This window comes from Leptospira semungkisensis (assembly GCF_004770055.1).
Classification (GTDB): Bacteria; Spirochaetota; Leptospiria; order Leptospirales; family Leptospiraceae; genus Leptospira_B; species Leptospira_B semungkisensis.
In genome coordinates this window covers 258,166-275,642 of record NZ_RQEP01000010.1, presented here as the reverse complement: position 1 = coordinate 275,642, position 17,477 = coordinate 258,166, and the positions used below count along the sequence as shown (strand labels likewise).

Annotated in this window: 18 protein-coding genes; 7 read left to right on the top strand and 11 right to left on the bottom strand. The window is 43.5% G+C overall.

The window, feature by feature from the left end:
- Nucleotides 1-33: 33 nt before the first annotated feature.
- The 8 genes from yqeK to rplU all read right to left on the bottom strand — a co-directional run bounded on the left by yqeK (nucleotide 34) and on the right by rplU (nucleotide 5,398).
- A complete protein-coding gene (yqeK, locus tag EHO59_RS08860; RefSeq protein ID WP_135587033.1) occupies nucleotides 34-627 on the bottom strand; it encodes a bis(5'-nucleosyl)-tetraphosphatase (symmetrical) YqeK in 594 nt (197 codons plus the stop codon).
- Between the two features lie 4 nt (nucleotides 628-631).
- A complete protein-coding gene (locus tag EHO59_RS08855; RefSeq protein ID WP_135587031.1) occupies nucleotides 632-1,246 on the bottom strand; it encodes a nicotinate-nicotinamide nucleotide adenylyltransferase in 615 nt (204 codons plus the stop codon).
- 15 nt (nucleotides 1,247-1,261) lie between these two features.
- Nucleotides 1,262-2,524, bottom strand: coding sequence for a glutamate-5-semialdehyde dehydrogenase (locus tag EHO59_RS08850; protein WP_135587029.1), 1,263 nt, complete (start codon nucleotides 2,522-2,524; stop codon nucleotides 1,262-1,264).
- Entirely contained in the window at nucleotides 2,521-3,381 is an 861-nt protein-coding gene (proB, locus tag EHO59_RS08845; protein WP_135587027.1) for a glutamate 5-kinase, read from the bottom strand. The genes EHO59_RS08850 and proB overlap by 4 nt, the downstream gene beginning before the upstream one ends.
- On the bottom strand, nucleotides 3,374-4,420 hold the full coding sequence (obgE, locus tag EHO59_RS08840) for a GTPase ObgE (RefSeq protein WP_135587025.1): 1,047 nt from the start codon (nucleotides 4,418-4,420) through the stop codon (nucleotides 3,374-3,376). Before obgE ends, proB begins: the two co-directional genes overlap by 8 nt.
- A gap of 92 nt (nucleotides 4,421-4,512) precedes the next feature.
- Nucleotides 4,513-4,767: a 50S ribosomal protein L27 gene (rpmA, locus tag EHO59_RS08835; protein ID WP_135587023.1), complete on the bottom strand. Its 255-nt coding sequence runs from the start codon at nucleotides 4,765-4,767 to the stop codon at nucleotides 4,513-4,515.
- Between the two features lie 2 nt (nucleotides 4,768-4,769).
- Nucleotides 4,770-5,090: a ribosomal-processing cysteine protease Prp gene (locus EHO59_RS08830; RefSeq protein WP_135587021.1), complete on the bottom strand. Its 321-nt coding sequence runs from the start codon at nucleotides 5,088-5,090 to the stop codon at nucleotides 4,770-4,772.
- Entirely contained in the window at nucleotides 5,087-5,398 is a 312-nt protein-coding gene (rplU, locus tag EHO59_RS08825; protein WP_135587019.1) for a 50S ribosomal protein L21, read from the bottom strand. The genes EHO59_RS08830 and rplU overlap by 4 nt, the downstream gene beginning before the upstream one ends.
- A gap of 186 nt (nucleotides 5,399-5,584) precedes the next feature.
- Here rplU and EHO59_RS08820 point away from each other — a divergent pair, with 186 nt between their 5' ends.
- The 6 genes from EHO59_RS08820 (at nucleotide 5,585) to EHO59_RS08795 (ending at nucleotide 11,184) form a co-directional block, all read left to right on the top strand.
- Nucleotides 5,585-6,442 carry a pirin family protein gene (locus EHO59_RS08820; RefSeq protein ID WP_135587017.1) on the top strand — a complete coding sequence of 286 codons (858 nt, stop codon included), beginning with the start codon at nucleotides 5,585-5,587 and terminating at the stop codon, nucleotides 6,440-6,442.
- Between the two features lie 118 nt (nucleotides 6,443-6,560).
- Complete coding sequence (gene typA, locus EHO59_RS08815) at nucleotides 6,561-8,375, top strand: translational GTPase TypA (protein WP_135587005.1); 1,815 nt, start codon at nucleotides 6,561-6,563, stop codon at nucleotides 8,373-8,375.
- 424 nt (nucleotides 8,376-8,799) lie between these two features.
- The gene (locus EHO59_RS08810; RefSeq protein ID WP_135587001.1) at nucleotides 8,800-9,720 is read left to right on the top strand and encodes an esterase/lipase family protein; all 921 of its coding nucleotides are present in this window, start codon (nucleotides 8,800-8,802) and stop codon (nucleotides 9,718-9,720) included.
- Nucleotides 9,721-9,894: 174 nt separating this feature from the next.
- On the top strand, nucleotides 9,895-10,320 hold the full coding sequence (locus EHO59_RS08805) for an SRPBCC family protein (protein WP_135586961.1): 426 nt from the start codon (nucleotides 9,895-9,897) through the stop codon (nucleotides 10,318-10,320).
- Complete coding sequence (locus EHO59_RS08800; RefSeq protein WP_135586960.1) at nucleotides 10,317-10,748, top strand: EVE domain-containing protein; 432 nt, start codon at nucleotides 10,317-10,319, stop codon at nucleotides 10,746-10,748. Before EHO59_RS08805 ends, EHO59_RS08800 begins: the two co-directional genes overlap by 4 nt.
- Nucleotides 10,735-11,184 carry a MarR family winged helix-turn-helix transcriptional regulator gene (locus EHO59_RS08795; RefSeq protein ID WP_135586958.1) on the top strand — a complete coding sequence of 150 codons (450 nt, stop codon included), beginning with the start codon at nucleotides 10,735-10,737 and terminating at the stop codon, nucleotides 11,182-11,184. Before EHO59_RS08800 ends, EHO59_RS08795 begins: the two co-directional genes overlap by 14 nt.
- Before the next feature lie 29 nt (nucleotides 11,185-11,213).
- Here the strand turns inward: EHO59_RS08795 and EHO59_RS08790 are convergent, their stop codons facing one another.
- Nucleotides 11,214-12,182, bottom strand: coding sequence for an LIC12353 family lipoprotein (locus tag EHO59_RS08790; RefSeq protein ID WP_135586956.1), 969 nt, complete (start codon nucleotides 12,180-12,182; stop codon nucleotides 11,214-11,216).
- A gap of 125 nt (nucleotides 12,183-12,307) precedes the next feature.
- On the opposite strand from EHO59_RS08790, the gene EHO59_RS08785 reads away from it, so the two are divergent.
- Nucleotides 12,308-14,383: an adenylate/guanylate cyclase domain-containing protein gene (locus EHO59_RS08785; RefSeq protein ID WP_135586954.1), complete on the top strand. Its 2,076-nt coding sequence runs from the start codon at nucleotides 12,308-12,310 to the stop codon at nucleotides 14,381-14,383.
- Between the two features lie 8 nt (nucleotides 14,384-14,391).
- Here EHO59_RS08785 and EHO59_RS08780 read toward each other — a convergent pair whose 3' ends face one another.
- Together EHO59_RS08780 and EHO59_RS08775 are read right to left on the bottom strand one after the other, a co-directional pair.
- Complete coding sequence (locus EHO59_RS08780; protein ID WP_246052768.1) at nucleotides 14,392-15,786, bottom strand: DNA recombination protein RmuC; 1,395 nt, start codon at nucleotides 15,784-15,786, stop codon at nucleotides 14,392-14,394.
- Nucleotides 15,787-15,832: 46 nt separating this feature from the next.
- Nucleotides 15,833-17,317, bottom strand: coding sequence for a DEAD/DEAH box helicase (locus tag EHO59_RS08775; protein WP_135586952.1), 1,485 nt, complete (start codon nucleotides 17,315-17,317; stop codon nucleotides 15,833-15,835).
- Nucleotides 17,318-17,477: the final 160 nt, after the last annotated feature.

Genomic DNA, 17,477 nt, shown 5'->3' with positions numbered 1-17,477 from the left:
TCGAATCCCATTCAGAACATAAAAACAAGTCTGTCAATTGGATAATTTTCCGAGGGCAAAATGATACATGGCTATCGTTCGAGGGTGAATGTCTCTCTTATGATCCAAAAGATCTTGCAGGGTATGTTTGGCCTTATTCAAAACTGCAGAGTAAAGATTTTCTTTGGCCTCTCTTCTCCAATCCGAATAATCAGGCTGTCTTTCCGCAAAATCAGAACCCAAGAAATCGGAAGCATATAGAATACACTCAAGGAGACTCAGATCATTTCCACCTAAAGTATGATGACGTACCGCTCCCAAAACGGATTCTCTTTTGAGGCCGAACTCTGTTTGGAGAAAATGAGCTCCCGAACGAGAATGCCAAGCTGCTTCCGGTAAATTTGGGGATTCGGAGTCTCCTACCTTTTCGAATAAATCTAAATGGAAATCTTTGGTCTTTTGTTTTGTAATATCATGAACGATCCCGGACAAGTAGGCTTCTTCAGAAAGATCGGGTGCGTGAATGAGAGCTAGCTCTTTTGCGATCTCAGCCACACGAATGCTATGTTCCCAACGTGTGTGAGTGATTTCCTTCGGAACGATCTCCCAAAAAAAATGGATCTGAGCTTGTACTGTTTCAGGGATCATCTGATCATTCCGTTATATAACATTCTTTTTCTAGAATGAGATCCCAGACTTCTTGGGAGAGTACATCTGGTTTTTCTTTCTTATGAATGGATTCGTTTAGATGAGATCTTAATTCGACAGAAGCAGCCTCGACGATCGGATTGTCTAAGAACAAGATCTTATCATGGAATTCTTTCAACTCTTGGTTGGGAGGAATGGAAACTGAAAATCTACGGAATACAAGTAGAAGGGAGATTTGATCTAGTATCTTTTCCCAATTTCTCCATTTGTGAAATCCAGAATAATTGTCCTCACCGATCAAAAGAGCGAGTTTAGAGTTTGGCTTCTCTTGCAGAAGTTCCGCCAAGGTCTCTTCTGTATAATTCGATTTTTCTTGTTGAAGTTCCCATTCCCAGATTCTTGTCTTTGCAAGATGAGAAAATTGAGCTCTTACTAAAGAGAGAACGTCTTCAGGAGAAGCTTTCTTTCCTAGTTTCCAAGGAGAGGAATAATTCGGGATAATCACAAGCTCTTCTGCATTCGGAAAATTTTTCCAAAAACTTTCCGCAATTCCCAAATGCCCCAAATGAGGAGGATCGAAACTTCCTCCAAATACACCGGTCAACTGGGAAGAACTCATACAGAGCGGACCCGATCAACTTCGGATCTGGCCTTCTCCTTCTGCATAAGTGGTTGTGGTTGTTAAGTGAACGAGTCCCATCGGACCTCTCACATGCAATTTGCCGGTAGAGATTCCGACTTCCGCTCCGAGACCGAACTCTCCACCATCATGAAAACGAGTAGAGACATTCACAAAGATTGCGGCTGAATCTAAATGGCGAGCAAAGAAATTCGCAGCGGAAACATCTTCGGTCACGATCGCTTCGGTATGACCAGAGCTAGTCACTTCTATAAAGTCAATTGCTTCTTGGATATTATCCACAGTCTTAACGGAGAATCTTAGGTCCAAGAATTCTTCCATATAATCCTCTTCCGTAACTGCTTTGCCTTTCGGATAGATCGCAAGAGATCTAGGATCCAAAAGAAGTTGTACTCCTTTCGCTGCCAATTCTTCCAAGAGCTCTTTTGTATAAGGATATTCTGAATGTATAATTAGATTTTCGGCAGCGTTGCAGACTCCCGGTCTTTGCACCTTAGAGTTGATCGCAATCGGAACTACTTTCTTAGGATCGGCAGACTTGTCTATGTACAGATTCACGACTCCCTTATCATGTTTTACTACAGGGATTAAGGAATTCTCAGAGACGAATCGGATCAAACCTTCTCCGCCTCTCGGTACAACGATATCAATATAAGAAGTTTGTTGGAGGAAAGGGATCATATATTCTCTTTCCGTTCTGTCCACAAAAGTAACTGCGTTAGGCGGAAGACCTGCTTCCTGTAAGCAATCCTGAAATATTTTAGCAAGGATTGTGTTGGAATGGATAGCTTCAGAGCCTCCTCTTAAGATACAAGCATTGCCTGATTTAAAAGAAAGAGCTCCCACATCAATGGTCACATTGGGTCTAGATTCATAGATTACCATGACTACGCCGAGAGGAACTCTCTTCGTATTCAATCGTACTCCGTTAGGAAGTGTGAGTCCTCTGACAGTTTCTCCCACAGGATCCGGAAGCGCCTTGATCTCTAAGACTGCCTTGGATAATCCTTGGATCCTTTTTTCATCCAAGGTAAGTCGATCTAAGAGCGCAGAAGAAAGACCTTTAACTTTTCCAGCTTCCAGATCTTTCGCATTCTCTTTTAAGATCTCTTCCTTTCTTGCAAGAAGAGAAGAGGCGAGTCTTTCTAAGACATGATTTTTCTGAGAAGAGTTTAAGAATCGGATCTGTCTATAAGAAGCCTTGGCTCCTTTACAGAGTTCTTCTACATACGCGGATTCTGTAGATCTTTGGATCATTCCTGTCCTCCGTTGCGCTTGGATCGGAGGATTGCCTTAATTTCTTCCTCCGAGAAGCTTTTCTCTTTTCCATTCGAGAATACTAATGTACCGAGTGTATTCGTTTCTAAAAACCTGCGCACGCAATTTTTAGAATTCCCATCGATGATTCCGCAAGGAATTCCTGCCTCGTTTAGGATGGAAGCTGCCTTAAGCTTGGTGTACATTCCACCTGTGCCCGGGCCGCTTGGTCCTCCTGCTTGGGAAAGTTCAGGATCTCCTACTTCGCTTAAAAAGGGGACGGTCTTTCCATCTTTCAGAAAACCTTCTACACCTGTGAGAATAATAAGAAGATCCGCTTCTACAATTAGACTTACGATGGCGGAAAGAACATCGTTATCTCCGAATTTTACTTCTTCTGTGGCGACCGAATCGTTCTCGTTCACGATCGGAAGAATTCCCCACTGCAGAAGCTGTCCGAAGGTATTCTTCAGATTCTTAAAGCCTTCACCGGTTTCCAAGTCCACGACCCCGAAAAGGATCTGAGCGATCGGAATATTTACTTTGGAGAAGAAGCTATCGTATAAGTTCACCAAACGGTTCTGGCCCACTGCTGCCAAAGCCTGTTTTTCGGGAAGGGACTCTCCCGCTTGTTTGAAATTGGAGAGAGATGCGAGTAGTTTTCTTCCTCTTGCGATCGCTCCGGAAGACACGATGATGACTTCCTTGCCCTGGTCTTTCAAATGACGAATGTCCGATACAAGATTGAATAGAAAATCGTTCACTTCCTCTTCGGAACCGGAAAGGCGAGCGGAGCCTATCTTAATTACGATCTTTTTGGAGGAGAGTATTCTGGAATCATAGTCCTTTCTATTCATCCGAACCTTCCTTGTTCCGATTGCTCGACTCTAAAGCCTCCCATTCCTTTTGGAAGAAGGTTGTATCCATTGTTTCTAATAATACTTCTAGATTCAGTTCTTCCTGAGCGGAGATAGGCACAACCTTTCCGAGAGAAGATACCGATTCCAAAAGCTCTTGGGTAAAGCTTTGGTCTTCCCAGACATCTATCTTATTCAAAACGATTAGATGGGGACGATTCAATAATTCAGGATTATAGGTCTGGAGCTCTGACTGGAGCATCTTAAAATCGCTTTTGATATCGAGAGCACTCGCATCAAAAACATATAATATACCTTTTACTCTTTCAATATGACGAAGAAAGGAAAGTCCAAGTCCGATTCCTTTACTTGCACCTTCTACAATTCCTGGAATATCGGCGATAGTATAACGATAGATATCGCCTTTGCGTTTCACGACTCCTAGATTGGGAGAAAGAGTAGTAAACGCATATCCTGCGATCTTAGGGTGAGCCTCGGTGATCTTGGAGAGAAGGGTGGACTTGCCTGCGTTCGGAAGACCGACGATTCCTACATCTGCCAAAAGTTTCAGGCTTAAGCGAAGATGTTTGTATTCTCCGTCTTCTCCAGGCTGAGAGAACTTAGGAGTCTGATGTGTGGAAGATTTGAAGTGAGTATTTCCCTTTCCTCCTCTGCCTCCCTTGACAACGAGGAATTCCATATCGTCCTTTACGAAATCGTAAAGTAGTTCTCCGCTTTCCTCATCATAGACCTGAGTGCCTAGAGGAACATGGAGTAGGAGATCTTCTCCCTTTTTGCCGGACCTTTCGTTTCCTTCTCCAGGAAAACCGTCCTGTGCTCGGAACCTTCTCTTGGTGAGATAGCGATCCAAGGTTACCATGGAGAGATTGGTGCGAAGAAGTATATTTCCTCCCACGCCACCGTCGCCACCATCAGGGCCTCCGAATTCCACATACTTCTCACGACGAAAATGCATAGAACCGGCTCCGCCATGGCCTGCGGTGACTTCTATCAGCACTTCGTCTAAGAATTTTTCCATAAATCGAGTCCTAAAATAAAAAAGAAAGGCTTAGGGAAAAATTCCCCGAAGGCCTTTCTTTTTCCACGCACTAAAATGAGTATTTTAAATGCTTATTTCGGGTAAACGGAAACTTGAAGCTTCGTCTTAGAGACGTATTCAAACTTCACGTGACCTTCGACTAGAGAATACAGGGTGTGGTCTTTGCCGACTCCCACGTTCTTTCCTGGATTCAATCTAGTTCCTCTTTGACGAACAAGGATATTGCCCGCTAAAACCAGCTCTCCTCCGAAACGTTTTACACCAAGACGTTTGGATTGGGAATCACGACCGTTTTTGGATGAACCGCCACCTTTCTTATGTGCCATGTTTATTCTCCTATGAGTTCTATTTCTGAGGGATATTGTTCCCTCAAGTTTTCCAATCCACTTCTCACCAAGTTAAAGCTCGTAAGAACGATCGGATCTTTCTTTCTTTCGGAGCGGATCTTAAAATTTAAGAGTCCGTCCCCGATCACCGCTTCTTCTGTAAACCCTTCCTGATGTAAATGCAGGTAAAGAGTTTGAACGAGTACCCCGACAGCGGCGCAGAGAAGATTTTCACCTTTGGATCCGTGCATCTTGGAAGCATGCCCGGAAGATTCCAAACCTAAGATCTCTTCTCCTTTTCGGAGTATTCGGATTCGGATCAAACCGCCGAGAGAGAAACTACCTTAACTTTTTGTAGTTTTTGTCTGTGTCCCCAGGTCTTTTGGTAGTTCTTACGTTTCTTGTAAACGTATCCGTGAACTTTTTCACCCTTTACGTCTTCCAATACTTTCAGAGAAACCTTCGCAGATTTCAGTTCTGGAGATCCGATATGAACTTTATTATTTTCAGCAAATAAAAGCACCTTCGCGTCGAAGGTTTCGCCGGCATTCTTTCCGGTTTTTTCAGTCAGGAATTCAAGATCCTGAGTAACTTTAAATTGTCGGTTGCCGACAGAGATGATCGCGAACATCGTTTTAAGGCCTAATTTTCTCGAGTTTTGACCAGTTTTGCTTGGTAGTAGGCCCTGTCAAGTGGTTTGAAGGGGATATTTAGATCCTTCTTTCGGAAGAAATAGAATCCGAGAGAATCTATTTTTTTAAGTCTTGCTCTTCCCATCGGATAGGGAAATTCTCTCTGTCTAAAGATTAATTGTGCTATGAGATACCTTACCTCGAAACAGAAAGATTTAGGCGATTCATTTATAGTTAGAAGGATACTTCCTCATATTGAGGCCCGTTCCGTAGGACCTTTCGTATTCTTGGATCACATGGGCCCTGTCCCCATCCAAGCTGGTACTGAATTGGTTGTTCGGCCTCATCCTCATATAGGCCTCGCAACGGTGACCTATCTCTACGATGGGGTCATTACTCATAGGGACAGCATCGGAATGGTCGAAGATATTCGTCCTTTCGAGGTGAATTGGATGACCGCCGGTTCCGGGATCGTTCATAGCGAAAGGTCCAAATTAGATCCGGAGTATTCTATCCTGGAAGGGATCCAGACCTGGGTGGCCTTGCCAAAGGAATTTGAAGAAACTTCTCCTGAATTCTTTCATTATAGCCAGGACCAACTGCCGGTTCTCAGCGGAGGAGGTTGGGAACTTCGCTTAATAGCGGGCGCGTTCATGGGGGAAGTTTCTCCAGTTAAAGTATATTCTCCCTTATTCTATGCGGATCTGGAAGTTGAGGCTGGCGCGGAAGTGGAGCTTCCGGTTCCTTCTGAACAAGAGGGAGGAATCTATGTGGCCAGAGGAAAGGCGGACGCAGAGGGAAAGATCATCACTATAGGCGATATGGCCATTTATCCTAAAGGAGGAAGCGTGAAGTTCAGGGCAGAAGAAGCCTCTCGCATCGTTCTTTTAGGAGGAACGCCTCTTTCTACCCCTAGGCACATGTATTGGAATTTCGTATCAAGCTCTCAGGAGAGAATAGAACAAGCCAAGTCGGATTGGAAAGAGGACAGGTTTGCTCACGTTCCCGGAGAGACGGATAGAATTCCATTACCAGAACACTGAAATTTATTGAGTGAGAGGGTTTTTGGGAATTTCTTTCCTATGTTTTTCACAGCATTGAAAAGAATTTCCTTGAATTCGCCCTTGTCACCACGGCCCTTCCGTAAATTTTGGTCATAGCATGGAAATCCGCAATATCGCCATTATCGCACACGTTGACCACGGTAAGACTACCCTCTTGGACGGCATTTTACGCCAAACTGGAGCCGTTACGGCTAAAGAAGACGGGGAAAGGATCATGGACCATAATGATCTCGAAAAAGAGAAAGGGATCACGATCAAGGCCAAGAATACCGCAGTGATGTACAAGGGAACCCGTATCAATGTGGTGGATACCCCTGGTCACGCAGACTTCGGAGGAGAAGTAGAGAGGGTTCTTTCTACTGCGGATTCCTGTCTGCTCCTCGTGGATGCTTTTGACGGACCTATGCCTCAGACCAGATTCGTGCTCGGAAAGTCCCTGCAACTCGGTCACAAGCCTATTTTAGTTATTAATAAGATCGATCGCGACGGAGCTCGTCCGGACGCAGTTGTGGACATGACATTCGATCTATTCAGCGATTTGGGAGCAACAGACGAGCAATTGGATTTCCCGATTATCTATGCTTCTGCAAAGCAAGGATGGGCTGTAAGCAAGCTTGGAGACGCTCCTGGAACAAACCTGGATCCTCTTTTAGATATGGTGCTTTCTCATGTTCCACCTGTAAAAGCAAATATAGACGCAGCACTTCAGTTCCAAGTCACTTCTCTGGATTATAACGATTACGTAGGTCGTATCGCGATCGGTAAGATCTATAACGGAAAGCTCCAAAGAGGAATGAATGTGGTGCAACTCTCTCCTAAGCAAAACGGAAGAGACGAGTCACAAATACTCAAAGTAACGAAATTATACAACTTCGAAGGACTCAAGAGAAACGAGATCGAAGAGGCAGAAGCAGGAGATATCGTTGCGATTGCTGGTCTTCCGGATGTGTTTATCGGAGACACTGTTTGCGAGCCTGGAAAGCCTTCTGCCATGCCGGCGATCGAAGTAGAAGAACCTACAGTTTCCATGTTCTTCATGGTTAACAACTCTCCTTTTGCAAGTAAGGAAGGAAAATTCGTAACCACTCGAAATATCAGAGAGCGCCTGGACAGGGAATTAGAAACCAACGTGGCAATGCGTTTGGAAGAGACCGAAGACAAGGACCGCTTCAAGATCCTAGGCCGTGGAGAATTGCATCTTTCCGTTCTTATTGAGACAATGAGAAGAGAAGGATTCGAACTACAGGTTTCTCGCCCTGAAGTAATCATCAAGAAAGGCGAAAACGGAGAAAAACTGGAGCCTTACGAATATCTCGTAATGGATCTTCCAGACCAATTCACCGGAAGCATTATTGCAGAATTGAACCGCAGAAAAGGCGAACTCCAACTCATGGATGCACATCCATCCGGAATGACCAGAGTGGAATTCGTGATCCCAACCAGAGGGATTATCGGTTTTAGAGGATATTTCGTAACCGAGACCAAGGGAGAAGGGGTAATGTCTAGCCGCTTCCTACGCTTTGATCTCTACAAGGGAGAGATCCCTGGTAGAAAGAACGGGGCTTTGATCTCTATGGACTCTGGAGATACAACCGGTTATGCTCTTTGGAAAATCCAAGAAAGGGGAGAACTTCTGATCGATCCTCAAACTGCAGTGTATCCTGGAATGATTATTGGGATCCACAGCAGAGAAAACGATCTAGAAGTGAATCCAGTCAGAGAGAAGAAGCTTACCAACGTTCGTTCTTCTGGAGCGGATGAGGCGATCCGTTTGGTTCCTCCTCGCAGATTCAGCTTGGAGCAGAATATCGAATTCTTGGACGACGATGAATTGTTAGAGGTAACTCCTCAAAGCATGAGACTTCGTAAGAAGATCCTAGATCCTAACATGAGAAAGCGTTCCGGAAAATAATCTTTGAAGCGTCAGCAGATTGCTGGCGCTATGATGATTCAGCCAAAAGCGCAAAAGCCCGCGAGATTCGCGGGCTTTTTTATTTTCTCCGGGTTAGATCGGCTAATAGAATACGATAATATTACATTAGAATTTTAGAATATACTCTATTTTTATTTTTGATTAAACGATCGTTTTAATATCATTTTTTCATTCCACTTATAATTCTCTTATTTTCTCAATTGACAAACGAACAGCGTTTTGTATTTCACTTGCTGAACCTGCGTTTAGTTTTGTAGGCGTAGGATTCGATAACGAACGTTATGGAATTTTAAATAAAACATTTTGTTCGTTATAAATAAAAACAGTTCCTTCTCAGTAGAGGCCGAAGCCGGAGACGGAAACTTTTAGAGAGAATAGTTTAAAAGGAAGAGGGTTAAATAGAATGTTTCGTAGAGTAAGATTGTTGATAGCCGGGATTTTGTTCTTGGCAGCAAGCATGGTGAGTGCTTCCGGAAGTGGTTCTTCCAGCAAGCCTTTAGCAGGTGCATATCCTATCGTTTTGACTCACGGTATTTTTGGTTGGGGCAAGGCCACCAGCATTATTGATTATTGGGGAGGCAATGCAGCTTATTTAACTTCTCAAGGAGCAACCGTTCTGACTCCTACAGTAACTGCTACTGATTCTTCTGCAAACCGCGCGGCTCAGCTGAAGACAGCAATCCAAGTAGCAATGGCAGCGAACAATTATACCGGAAAAGTGCATATTATCGGGCACTCTCAAGGTGGTTTGGACGCAAGATATCTGATCTCTAACCTCGGATTCTCAAGCAAAGTGGCTACTTTAACCACTCTGAACACTCCTCACTTGGGAAGTCCACTTGCGAGCGTGATCGACGCTGTAATCCCTTCTTGGGCACTTCCTTACGTCGCAACCGTTCTAAACACTCTGGTAGGAGTGGTTTATGGACAATCCAATCAGAACGTGGTAGCTGCTCTTAAGCTGCTTACTGTTGCGGGTTCCACTACCTTCAATAATAACACTCCGAACGTTTCTGGATTCAAGTATTACTCCTACGGTTCATACATCACAGTAAATGATGTGATCCAACACCCTGCTATGGGACTACTTGCTCCTATCACCGGAATCGGCGCACCATTCTTCAACCAAAGCGTTCTGAACGACGGAGTCGTTACTGACACTTCTATGAGATGGGGAACTTGGAAGGGAGGTCCTTCTATTCCTATAACTACCACTGGTATTGACCACTTAGAAGCTACAAACGCTCTCTATTTGGGACAAGCTTGGTATGATACGAATGGGTACTTCTTGAAAATGGCCCAAAACGCTAAAAGCAATCAATAGTAAGAGAAGTTAGTTTAGAGAAGAGAAAGCGCCTCGAAAGGGGCGCTTTTTTTATGCCTTCCTCATTTGCAAAAAATAGTAAGTATACATATAAAAAATGCTTGAATAATAAGTGTTATTATTATATGTATTTTTATTATAAATAGTAAGTATGCTTACTAAATGGAGTTTACAATGTGGAAGTATGAGTATGTAACCGAGGTCCAGGGAATCGACGCAGAGTCTCTTTGGAAGGCGAGAGCGGACGTTCGGAATTGGTCCAAATGGGATTCGGACATAGAATGGACTAAGATAGAAGGAGAACCTACCGTAGGAAAGGAGTTCCTTCTTAAACCGAAAGGAGGCTTTACCTGCAAGGCAGTGATCACTGAATCGGAAAAACCTTTTGTGTTTGGAGATGTGACTAGTCTTCCCGGAGCAAAAATGAAATTCATCCATTTCTTTTCTGAGAAGAAAAATGGAACTGAGATCAAGGTGGAACTGATCATCACCGGGCCTCTCGGATTTCTTTGGAGAAAGATTATCGGAGAAGAACAAGCCAAAGGAATGAGAGAAGAGATCAGCACCTTCTCCGAGCTCGTAAAGGCGGAAAAGAAATGAACTCAAAGTATTGGATCGTAGTCGCTTCTAAAGAGCATGCAATGCGAGGGATCTCGGAAGGGATTATCCAGTCATGCCACGGCAAGAAGGGCCCTCTTTCTAGAATGAGAAAGGGGGACTGGGTCCTAGTCTATTCTTCTAAAGAAATGTTCGGGGGAAGTGAGGCCTGTCGTAAGTTCACTTCTCTAGGAAGGATATCGGATGATCTGGTGTATCCTTTTCAGATGAGCCCTGACTTTTGTCCTTTCCGAAGAAATGTGGAGTATGTGACAGCAAAGGAAGCGGATATTCTTCCTTTGATTCCTTCTTTGAAATTTATACCGAACAAAAAGTCCTGGGGCTTTCCGTTTCGGACTGGATTCTTGGAGATCGGTCCTGAAGATTTCCTTTTGATCTCGGAAAGGATGGGTGTGAGTGTCCAAGGATAAGGTGTCTAGATACGAAAAATCGGAGGAGAGCCCCGGTTTTCTTCTCTGGCAAGTTACGAATCTCTGGCAAAGAGGGATCCGTAAAGTGCTGGAGCCTTTGGGATTAACACATGCTCAATTCGTTTTATTGACTGTGACCCATTGGTTGGAGATCCACGGAGAGGAAACTACTCAGATCAGGATTGCGGATCAGGCAAAGACGGATCCGATGACTACTTCTCAAGTTCTAAGGACTCTTGAGGGAAAGAAGTTAGTAAAACGTACTGCTCATGACACTGACACCAGAGCGAAGATCGTGTTAACTACTTCGGAAGGTCAGAAGATCTTAAAGCAAGCCATCCAAAATGTAGAAGATTTCGATGAGGAATTTTTTACGGCCCTTGGAACGAACCGCAAGAGTTTTCTCTCTAGTTTAGGCATACTCTCTCAACAATAAGGAGAGAGTATGCAAAGTCTAAGATTCTATTATTGATCTCTTCCTTTTAATTTCTCCAGTTCTCGGATCAATTCTTCTTTAGATACGTTTGGATCCTGTTTCAATCTACGAATCAATTCTTCGGTAGTTTCTTTATGAGAAACGGTTTTTAAGTCAACCTGTCCATCCAGGATCATTGGAGTTAGATAGGCTAAGCTTGGGGCCTGTGCTCCTGTCTTAACAGGAAGATCCACTACGCATAGATGTTCGAATACTTCTTTTATCGAACCGGAGTAATCTCCGATCCTAAGAGGCATTCCTGGACTTAAGGATTCTGTGGTAGAGAAGAATGCTAGGTAACTTTGCTTTCCATTTTCTTCCGGAAATGCTGTTGTGCTTAGAGGAAAGAAGACTACTCCTGCGACCTCGTTATCTATCACTCTCTTATATTTATTCACATTTATGGAGATCCTTCCGAGTAAGGGGCCGCCTATTCTATAATAAGTCTCTCCGTTGGAGAATACGAGGGAGTTGTTGTCGTCGGCGAGTTTTGCTCCTCTTCCGGATCCTTCTCCGATTAGATTGCTTACTTCTTTCATTTTTGCAAATGGACCAAAGGATCTTAGATCCCAATCCTTCGCATCCGGATTGTTTTTGCCGGAATACTGTCGATGATATTCTCTGTATAAGGATTCTAGTAGGACTACTTCTCTTCCGCTAGTAAGAACTTTGCCTGTCCTGGTCTTTAATTCTTCACGATTATCGCTAACGCTGAACTGCAAGCGAGTGATGGTTTTGTTCATGAATTCCATCTCTCCGTTTGTGGTGCGTCTGATCCAAAGTGCTTGGATCTTTAGCTTATTGTCCTTGAGCCAATCTCTAGATTTTTCACTCACGTAGAATCCTGCTAACTCAGGAATTGCTGGAGTGGGCTTTCCTTTTAAGCTGTCGCTGCAGTCTAGACAAAGACCGAAGAGTATAAGAAACGCTAAGATATTGCGGAAGAACTTCTGAAACATTGGATGCAAGTTAGAGGAACTCTTTGTCGGGTAAAGAAAAAAAAGGAAGGATCTTATTCTCTTGACAAAGCTATTTTCCTGAGGATTCTGTGTGCGCAGTTATAAAAATTGCAAAGCGAGATAAGATGCGAAAACTTTTCACTGTTAGTTCGCTTTTACTTTCCATCCTCCTTCTTTTCTCATTCATTTCCTGTTCTTCTAAACCTTTAGCATTACCTTCCGCTCAGAAAGGTGTTCTGGATCTTCGTTCTTGGGATTTTTCTTCTCAACCCATCCTGGATCTAAGCGGGGAATGGTTCTATTATCCTAGATCATTATTCGAAGACCTTCCATCCTCTTCTGTAGAAACATTCTATGTGGTCCCGAATACTTGGTCGGGAGACGGCTACGCTGTCGTAAAATTAAAGATATTAATGCCGGATCATCCAAAGAGGTTCGCGATCTATTCTAAATGGCAGTCTACTGCGTTTCGTTTATTCGTGAATGGTAAGGTAGTAGCGGGCTCTGGAATACCAGGAAAGACTAAGGAAACGAGTGTTCCGGATAATTCTTCCATCTACTATGAGTGGGATTCTTCCGGTGGGGAATCTGAGATTATATTCGAAATATCTAATTTTCATCATAGAATGGGAGGTTTCTGGTACAATATCCAATTCGGAGAAGCAGGAGCTCTTTCTAAGGAAATCCAAAGCCTGAGAGATTGGGATTTCTTTTTAGCTGGGATCTTCTTTCTTGCAGGCTCGTATCATCTTTGGATTTTCTTTTTACGTAGGATCGATCGAGCTCCTTTGGTATTTGCACTTTTCTGTTTCGTGATCTTTGTAAGGATCTTTGTTACGGAAGATAAGTTTGTCCAATTATACTTTCCTCTTTCTTATCGACTCTCTATGTGCCTGGAATATGTGACTATGTACGCTGCAATGCCTTTGGGTATGCATTTCTTGAGACATACGTTCCCGGATTATTTTCCTCGAAAATTAATCCTATTCTTCTACGCGATCTCCTTTGTTTTTTCTCTCAGTCTTCTCTTGCCATTTCCTTTCCCTACGTATGCGGTTCCCTATTTCCAAGGGACTTTCTTTCTTGCGGTGGCGGTTGCGATCTATGTGATATTTCGCGCCTTACTGCATGGCGCTCCTTATTCTATACCGATCACATTCGCTTTCTTTTCTCTTATTTGCGCGGGGACTTTTGATGTTCTATCTGCTCATCAGTTGATCTTTACTCGGTTCATTATTCCTGTGGGTTTACTGATCGCTATCTTCAATCAAGCGTTCATTCTTTCTTCTAAACATAGGGACTTGTATTTGGAGAAGGAGAAACTTTCAGAGAGATTGATGAGACTGAACGATACCTATAGCCGTTTTGTTCCGCTTAGTTTTTTGGAATTTCTGGGTAAGGACAAATTGGAAGACATGCGTCCCGGAGATCAGATCAAGAAGGAGATGACAATTCTATTTGCGGATATCCGTTCTTTTACGGAGATTTCCGAAAGCATCGATTCAAAGGAAAGTTTTGAATTACTAAATTCTTATATTTCTGAAATGGAACCGGTGATCCAATCGAATCGCGGATTTGTAGATAAGTATTTTGGAGATGCGATTATGGCTCTTTTCTCCGATACGGACGACGCAGTCTCTGCAGCGATCTCTATGCAGAATCGGATCTTGGAATACAATCTAAGAAGGATCGAAAAGGGAGAAAGAGCGATCCGAGTTGGAATCGGGATCCATACAGGTTCTTTGATGATGGGGATCGTTGGTTCCGGAGAAAGAATGGAAAGCACAGTGATATCCGATGCAGTCCATTTGGCTTCTAAGCTAGAAACATTAAATAAATATTATGGTTCTAATATCCTTATCAGCGAGGACACTCTTAAAAAACTCAAGGATGCAAATCGATTCATTCTAAGAAGATTGGATCGTTTAAGATTTAAGGGTAAGACCGAAAATCTAAACATTCATGAGATAGGGGACTATTTGAGCACTACGGAAAAGGAAGCCTTTCGGAATTCCAGAGTAAACTTCGAACGGGGAGTCGATCTTTTTCATGCGGGAAGATATTTAGACGCTGGAGAATCTTTTAGAGAGGCGCTCAGGATTTATTCGGGGGACCGGGGAGCGAATCTTTACTTAAAGAGATGCATGGAGCAGATCTATCCTAGCTCCGGCAAGGTGCAACCCGGCCCCGATTTGGCGTAACGGTTTTCTTATTCTCCGTTTAGGAAGAGTGTTTCTTCCATTTCGTTTGTATCTTCTTCCGAAATAGAATCCAATGATTTTCGTACTTTGGCCCCTAACTTTCGGATATTCTCCGCTCTAGTGAGAAGATTGCCTCTTCCTGATTTCAGTTTTCCTAATACGGCGTCGTAATTGTCTTTGGACTTGTCTAAGGATTTGCCTAGAACTTCTAATGCGGTGACCACTTCTACGATCTTATCGTACATTTTACCGGATTCTTCTGCGATCTGTTCCGAGTTCTTGTTCTGCTTTTCCTTTCTCCAAAGATTGGCTACCATTTTCAATGAGACCATCAATGTGGAAGGAGTTACGATCAGTATGTTCTTGGCGTACGCTTCTTCTAAAAATTTAGGATCTGTTCTGACAGCTTCATAGTAAGAAGGTTCTACAGGTAGGAACATGAGAACGAAATCCAAAGATTCGATTCCGTAAAGAGACTGGTAGTTTTTCTTGTACAGTCCGGTGACATGATCGTAGAGACTTTTCAAATGCTTTTGTAAGGCTGCCTTTCGAGCCTCTTCCGTTTCTGCAGCGGCGTATTCTACGTAAGCTGTTAAAGATACCTTGGAATCGATGACTATGGATTTTCCGGAAGGAAGTTTGACTACTATATCCGGACGAAGTCTTCCGTCTTCTGTTTGCACGGATTCCTGGGATGTGTATTCTCTTCCTTTGACGAGTCCGCTATTCTGAAGTATATTCTCTAAGATCCCTTCTCCCCAATCACCTTGTGTCTTGGAGTTTCCTTTTAATGCTGAGGCAAGACTCTTTGCATCTTCAGAAAGTGTTTTATTCATTTCTAATAGATTATTGATCTGAGCCTTCAGATTCGCGGTATCGTCTTTATGCTCTTTATGCGACTGCTCTACCTTGACTCCGAATTTTTCTATCTCATCCTTGAAAGGTCTGAGTAGATCCGTAAGTTTTTCCTGGGTCTGTAGATTGAATTTTTGGGAATTATCCAAGAGAGCCTGGTTTGCCGCGTGCTTGAATTTCTCATCCAGCTTGGACATGAGCTCTTCAAATTCTTTCTTTTGGTTTTCTAGTCTCTCTTTTAGAAGATCCGATTCCTTCTTCATGGATTGATAAAAGCCGATGGCCTTCTCCATTTTCTCGGAACCTTCTTTGACTTCTTTCTCTAATTGAGAGATCCTTTCCTTGGATCTTTGTTCGGACGCGATGAGCCCCGCTTTATCCAACTTCAGCTTTTCATGTTCGCCGGGATTGATCCCCGACTCCTTGGAATACAAGGCCTTGGCTATGAAAAAGGCTAACCCGAACCCGATTAAGAGTCCGGTTAACAGTACGATTGCAAATTCCATTCTTCCTCCTTTTTGGAACCTACTCGATTCCAGGAAATCCATTTCCTAGACAGGATTTCCATTTTATGAGGAGCCCGGACAAATTTGCTTAGCGTTTGCGTTTTTTATGAGGAGGGCCGCTGTTTCCTTTTTTGCGTGGATCGAATCGTTTGGATTTGTGATCCGGTTTTCTGCCGTCTTTTCGGTTCTTTCCCTTGAAGTCCCTATTTCCGGAGCGATCTCTGTCTCGATTTCCTGAGTGATCCTGATCGAATCGAACAGTCTCATCGAATTTGTCGGAACTAGTTCCCAGTGCCAATTTGAATAATGCAGCGGCCAGGTCATCTGAAGGAATCCCGTCTGAGGTGAGTTTCTTGACTATCTTGGAATATTCAGTCAGATCTCCCTCTTCAGCTACTTCTTTTACTATATGTGCGAATCCTTGGAATCTTTTCTCATTCAGTTCGTATACGTTAGGTATCTTTCCTGCTTCCATTTCGAATCCGTGTTGGTCTTGGATCCTATGCAAGGTGCGAAGTTCTCTTCCGGAAACGAAACTGAGAGCGATCCCTTTTCTTCCGGCACGTCCTGTTCTTCCGATCCTGTGAACATAATCTTCCGAGTCTCTGGGAATATCAAAATTGAAGACTGCCTCTACGTCGCTTACGTCTATTCCTCTTCCCGCCACATCGGTTGCCACTAGGACGCTTACGATCCCTGTTCGGAAGCCGGACATTACCTTGTCTCTTTGCTTTTGAGAAAGGTCTCCGTGCAATCCTTCGGCAAACACTCCTTTGGATTTCAAGACTTCTACCAGTTCGTCCACTCTTGCTTTTGTATTACAAAAAACTAATGCTACTTTTGGGGAATGGAGGCTTAGGAGTCGGATCAATGCCTCCGTCTTTACGCCTTCTCTGATCTCGTAATAGATCTGTTGAATCTTAGGACGATCCGCTTTTCCGCCGGTTACGTCCACTGTCTTTGGAGAATCCAAAAATCTCTTTGTGATCCCCATTACCTTGGCAGAAAGAGTTGCGGAGAATAGAATTGTTTGTCTTTCTTCTGGAACTTCGGATAAAATTGTTTCCATATCCTCCAAGAATCCCATGTCCAACATTTCATCGGCCTCATCTAAGATTACCATTCGAACGGCACTTAGGTTGAGAGTCTTTCTTCTCATATGATCCATGGTTCTACCTGGAGTACCAACGATCACTTGAGGATGCTTCTTGAGGGCCTTGAATTGTTTGCTGATATCTTCTCCGCCGTAAATCGCTGCAACGGATAGATCTTCTTTATATTTTCCTAATTTTCTGAACTCTTCTGCTACTTGGACTACGAGTTCACGAGTAGGGCAGAGTACTAGGATCTGAGGTTTTCTGTCTTCTTCTTCCAGGATTTCTAAGCCTGGGATTGCGAATGCTGCAGTCTTTCCTGTTCCTGTTCTGGAATGGCCGATCACATCTCTTCCGCTAAGAATGAGAGGAATTGCTTCGGATTGTATATTAGAAGGTTCTTGGAATCCTAAATCTTGGATTGCCTTTAGGATCTCGTCGGATAGATCCAGGTCTTGGAATGTTTTTTTGGGTTTCACGAATATCTCCGGGATCGACTGTTACTTTTGCCTAATATGCGTTTTTTGGGGCTTTAGGAGGCGGGCGAGCTTGGATCTTAGGGGTTTCGTGAGTCCTTAGGGACTAAGTAGACTTCAGCTCTGAATGAGTCGTTTCTTCCATGAATTCAGGGCAGCCTTA

Excerpts from the sequence above, each read along its gene's own strand:
- yqeK (WP_135587033.1), bottom strand. The coding sequence starts at position 627 with ATGATCCCTGAAACAGTACAAGCTCAGATCCATTTTTTTTGGGAGATC.
- EHO59_RS08855 (WP_135587031.1), bottom strand. The coding sequence starts at position 1,246 with ATGAGTTCTTCCCAGTTGACCGGTGTATTTGGAGGAAGTTTCGATCCT.
- EHO59_RS08850 (WP_135587029.1), bottom strand. The coding sequence starts at position 2,524 with ATGATCCAAAGATCTACAGAATCCGCGTATGTAGAAGAACTCTGTAAA.
- proB (WP_135587027.1), bottom strand. The coding sequence starts at position 3,381 with ATGAATAGAAAGGACTATGATTCCAGAATACTCTCCTCCAAAAAGATC.
- obgE (WP_135587025.1), bottom strand. The coding sequence starts at position 4,420 with ATGGAAAAATTCTTAGACGAAGTGCTGATAGAAGTCACCGCAGGCCAT.
- rpmA (WP_135587023.1), bottom strand. The coding sequence starts at position 4,767 with ATGGCACATAAGAAAGGTGGCGGTTCATCCAAAAACGGTCGTGATTCC.
- rplU (WP_135587019.1), bottom strand. The coding sequence starts at position 5,398 with ATGTTCGCGATCATCTCTGTCGGCAACCGACAATTTAAAGTTACTCAG.
- EHO59_RS08820 (WP_135587017.1), top strand. The coding sequence starts at position 5,585 with ATGAGATACCTTACCTCGAAACAGAAAGATTTAGGCGATTCATTTATA.
- typA (WP_135587005.1), top strand. The coding sequence starts at position 6,561 with ATGGAAATCCGCAATATCGCCATTATCGCACACGTTGACCACGGTAAG.
- EHO59_RS08810 (WP_135587001.1), top strand. The coding sequence starts at position 8,800 with ATGTTTCGTAGAGTAAGATTGTTGATAGCCGGGATTTTGTTCTTGGCA.
- EHO59_RS08805 (WP_135586961.1), top strand. The coding sequence starts at position 9,895 with ATGTGGAAGTATGAGTATGTAACCGAGGTCCAGGGAATCGACGCAGAG.
- EHO59_RS08800 (WP_135586960.1), top strand. The coding sequence starts at position 10,317 with ATGAACTCAAAGTATTGGATCGTAGTCGCTTCTAAAGAGCATGCAATG.
- EHO59_RS08790 (WP_135586956.1), bottom strand. The coding sequence starts at position 12,182 with ATGTTTCAGAAGTTCTTCCGCAATATCTTAGCGTTTCTTATACTCTTC.
- EHO59_RS08785 (WP_135586954.1), top strand. The coding sequence starts at position 12,308 with ATGCGAAAACTTTTCACTGTTAGTTCGCTTTTACTTTCCATCCTCCTT.
- EHO59_RS08780 (WP_246052768.1), bottom strand. The coding sequence starts at position 15,786 with ATGGATTTCCTGGAATCGAGTAGGTTCCAAAAAGGAGGAAGAATGGAA.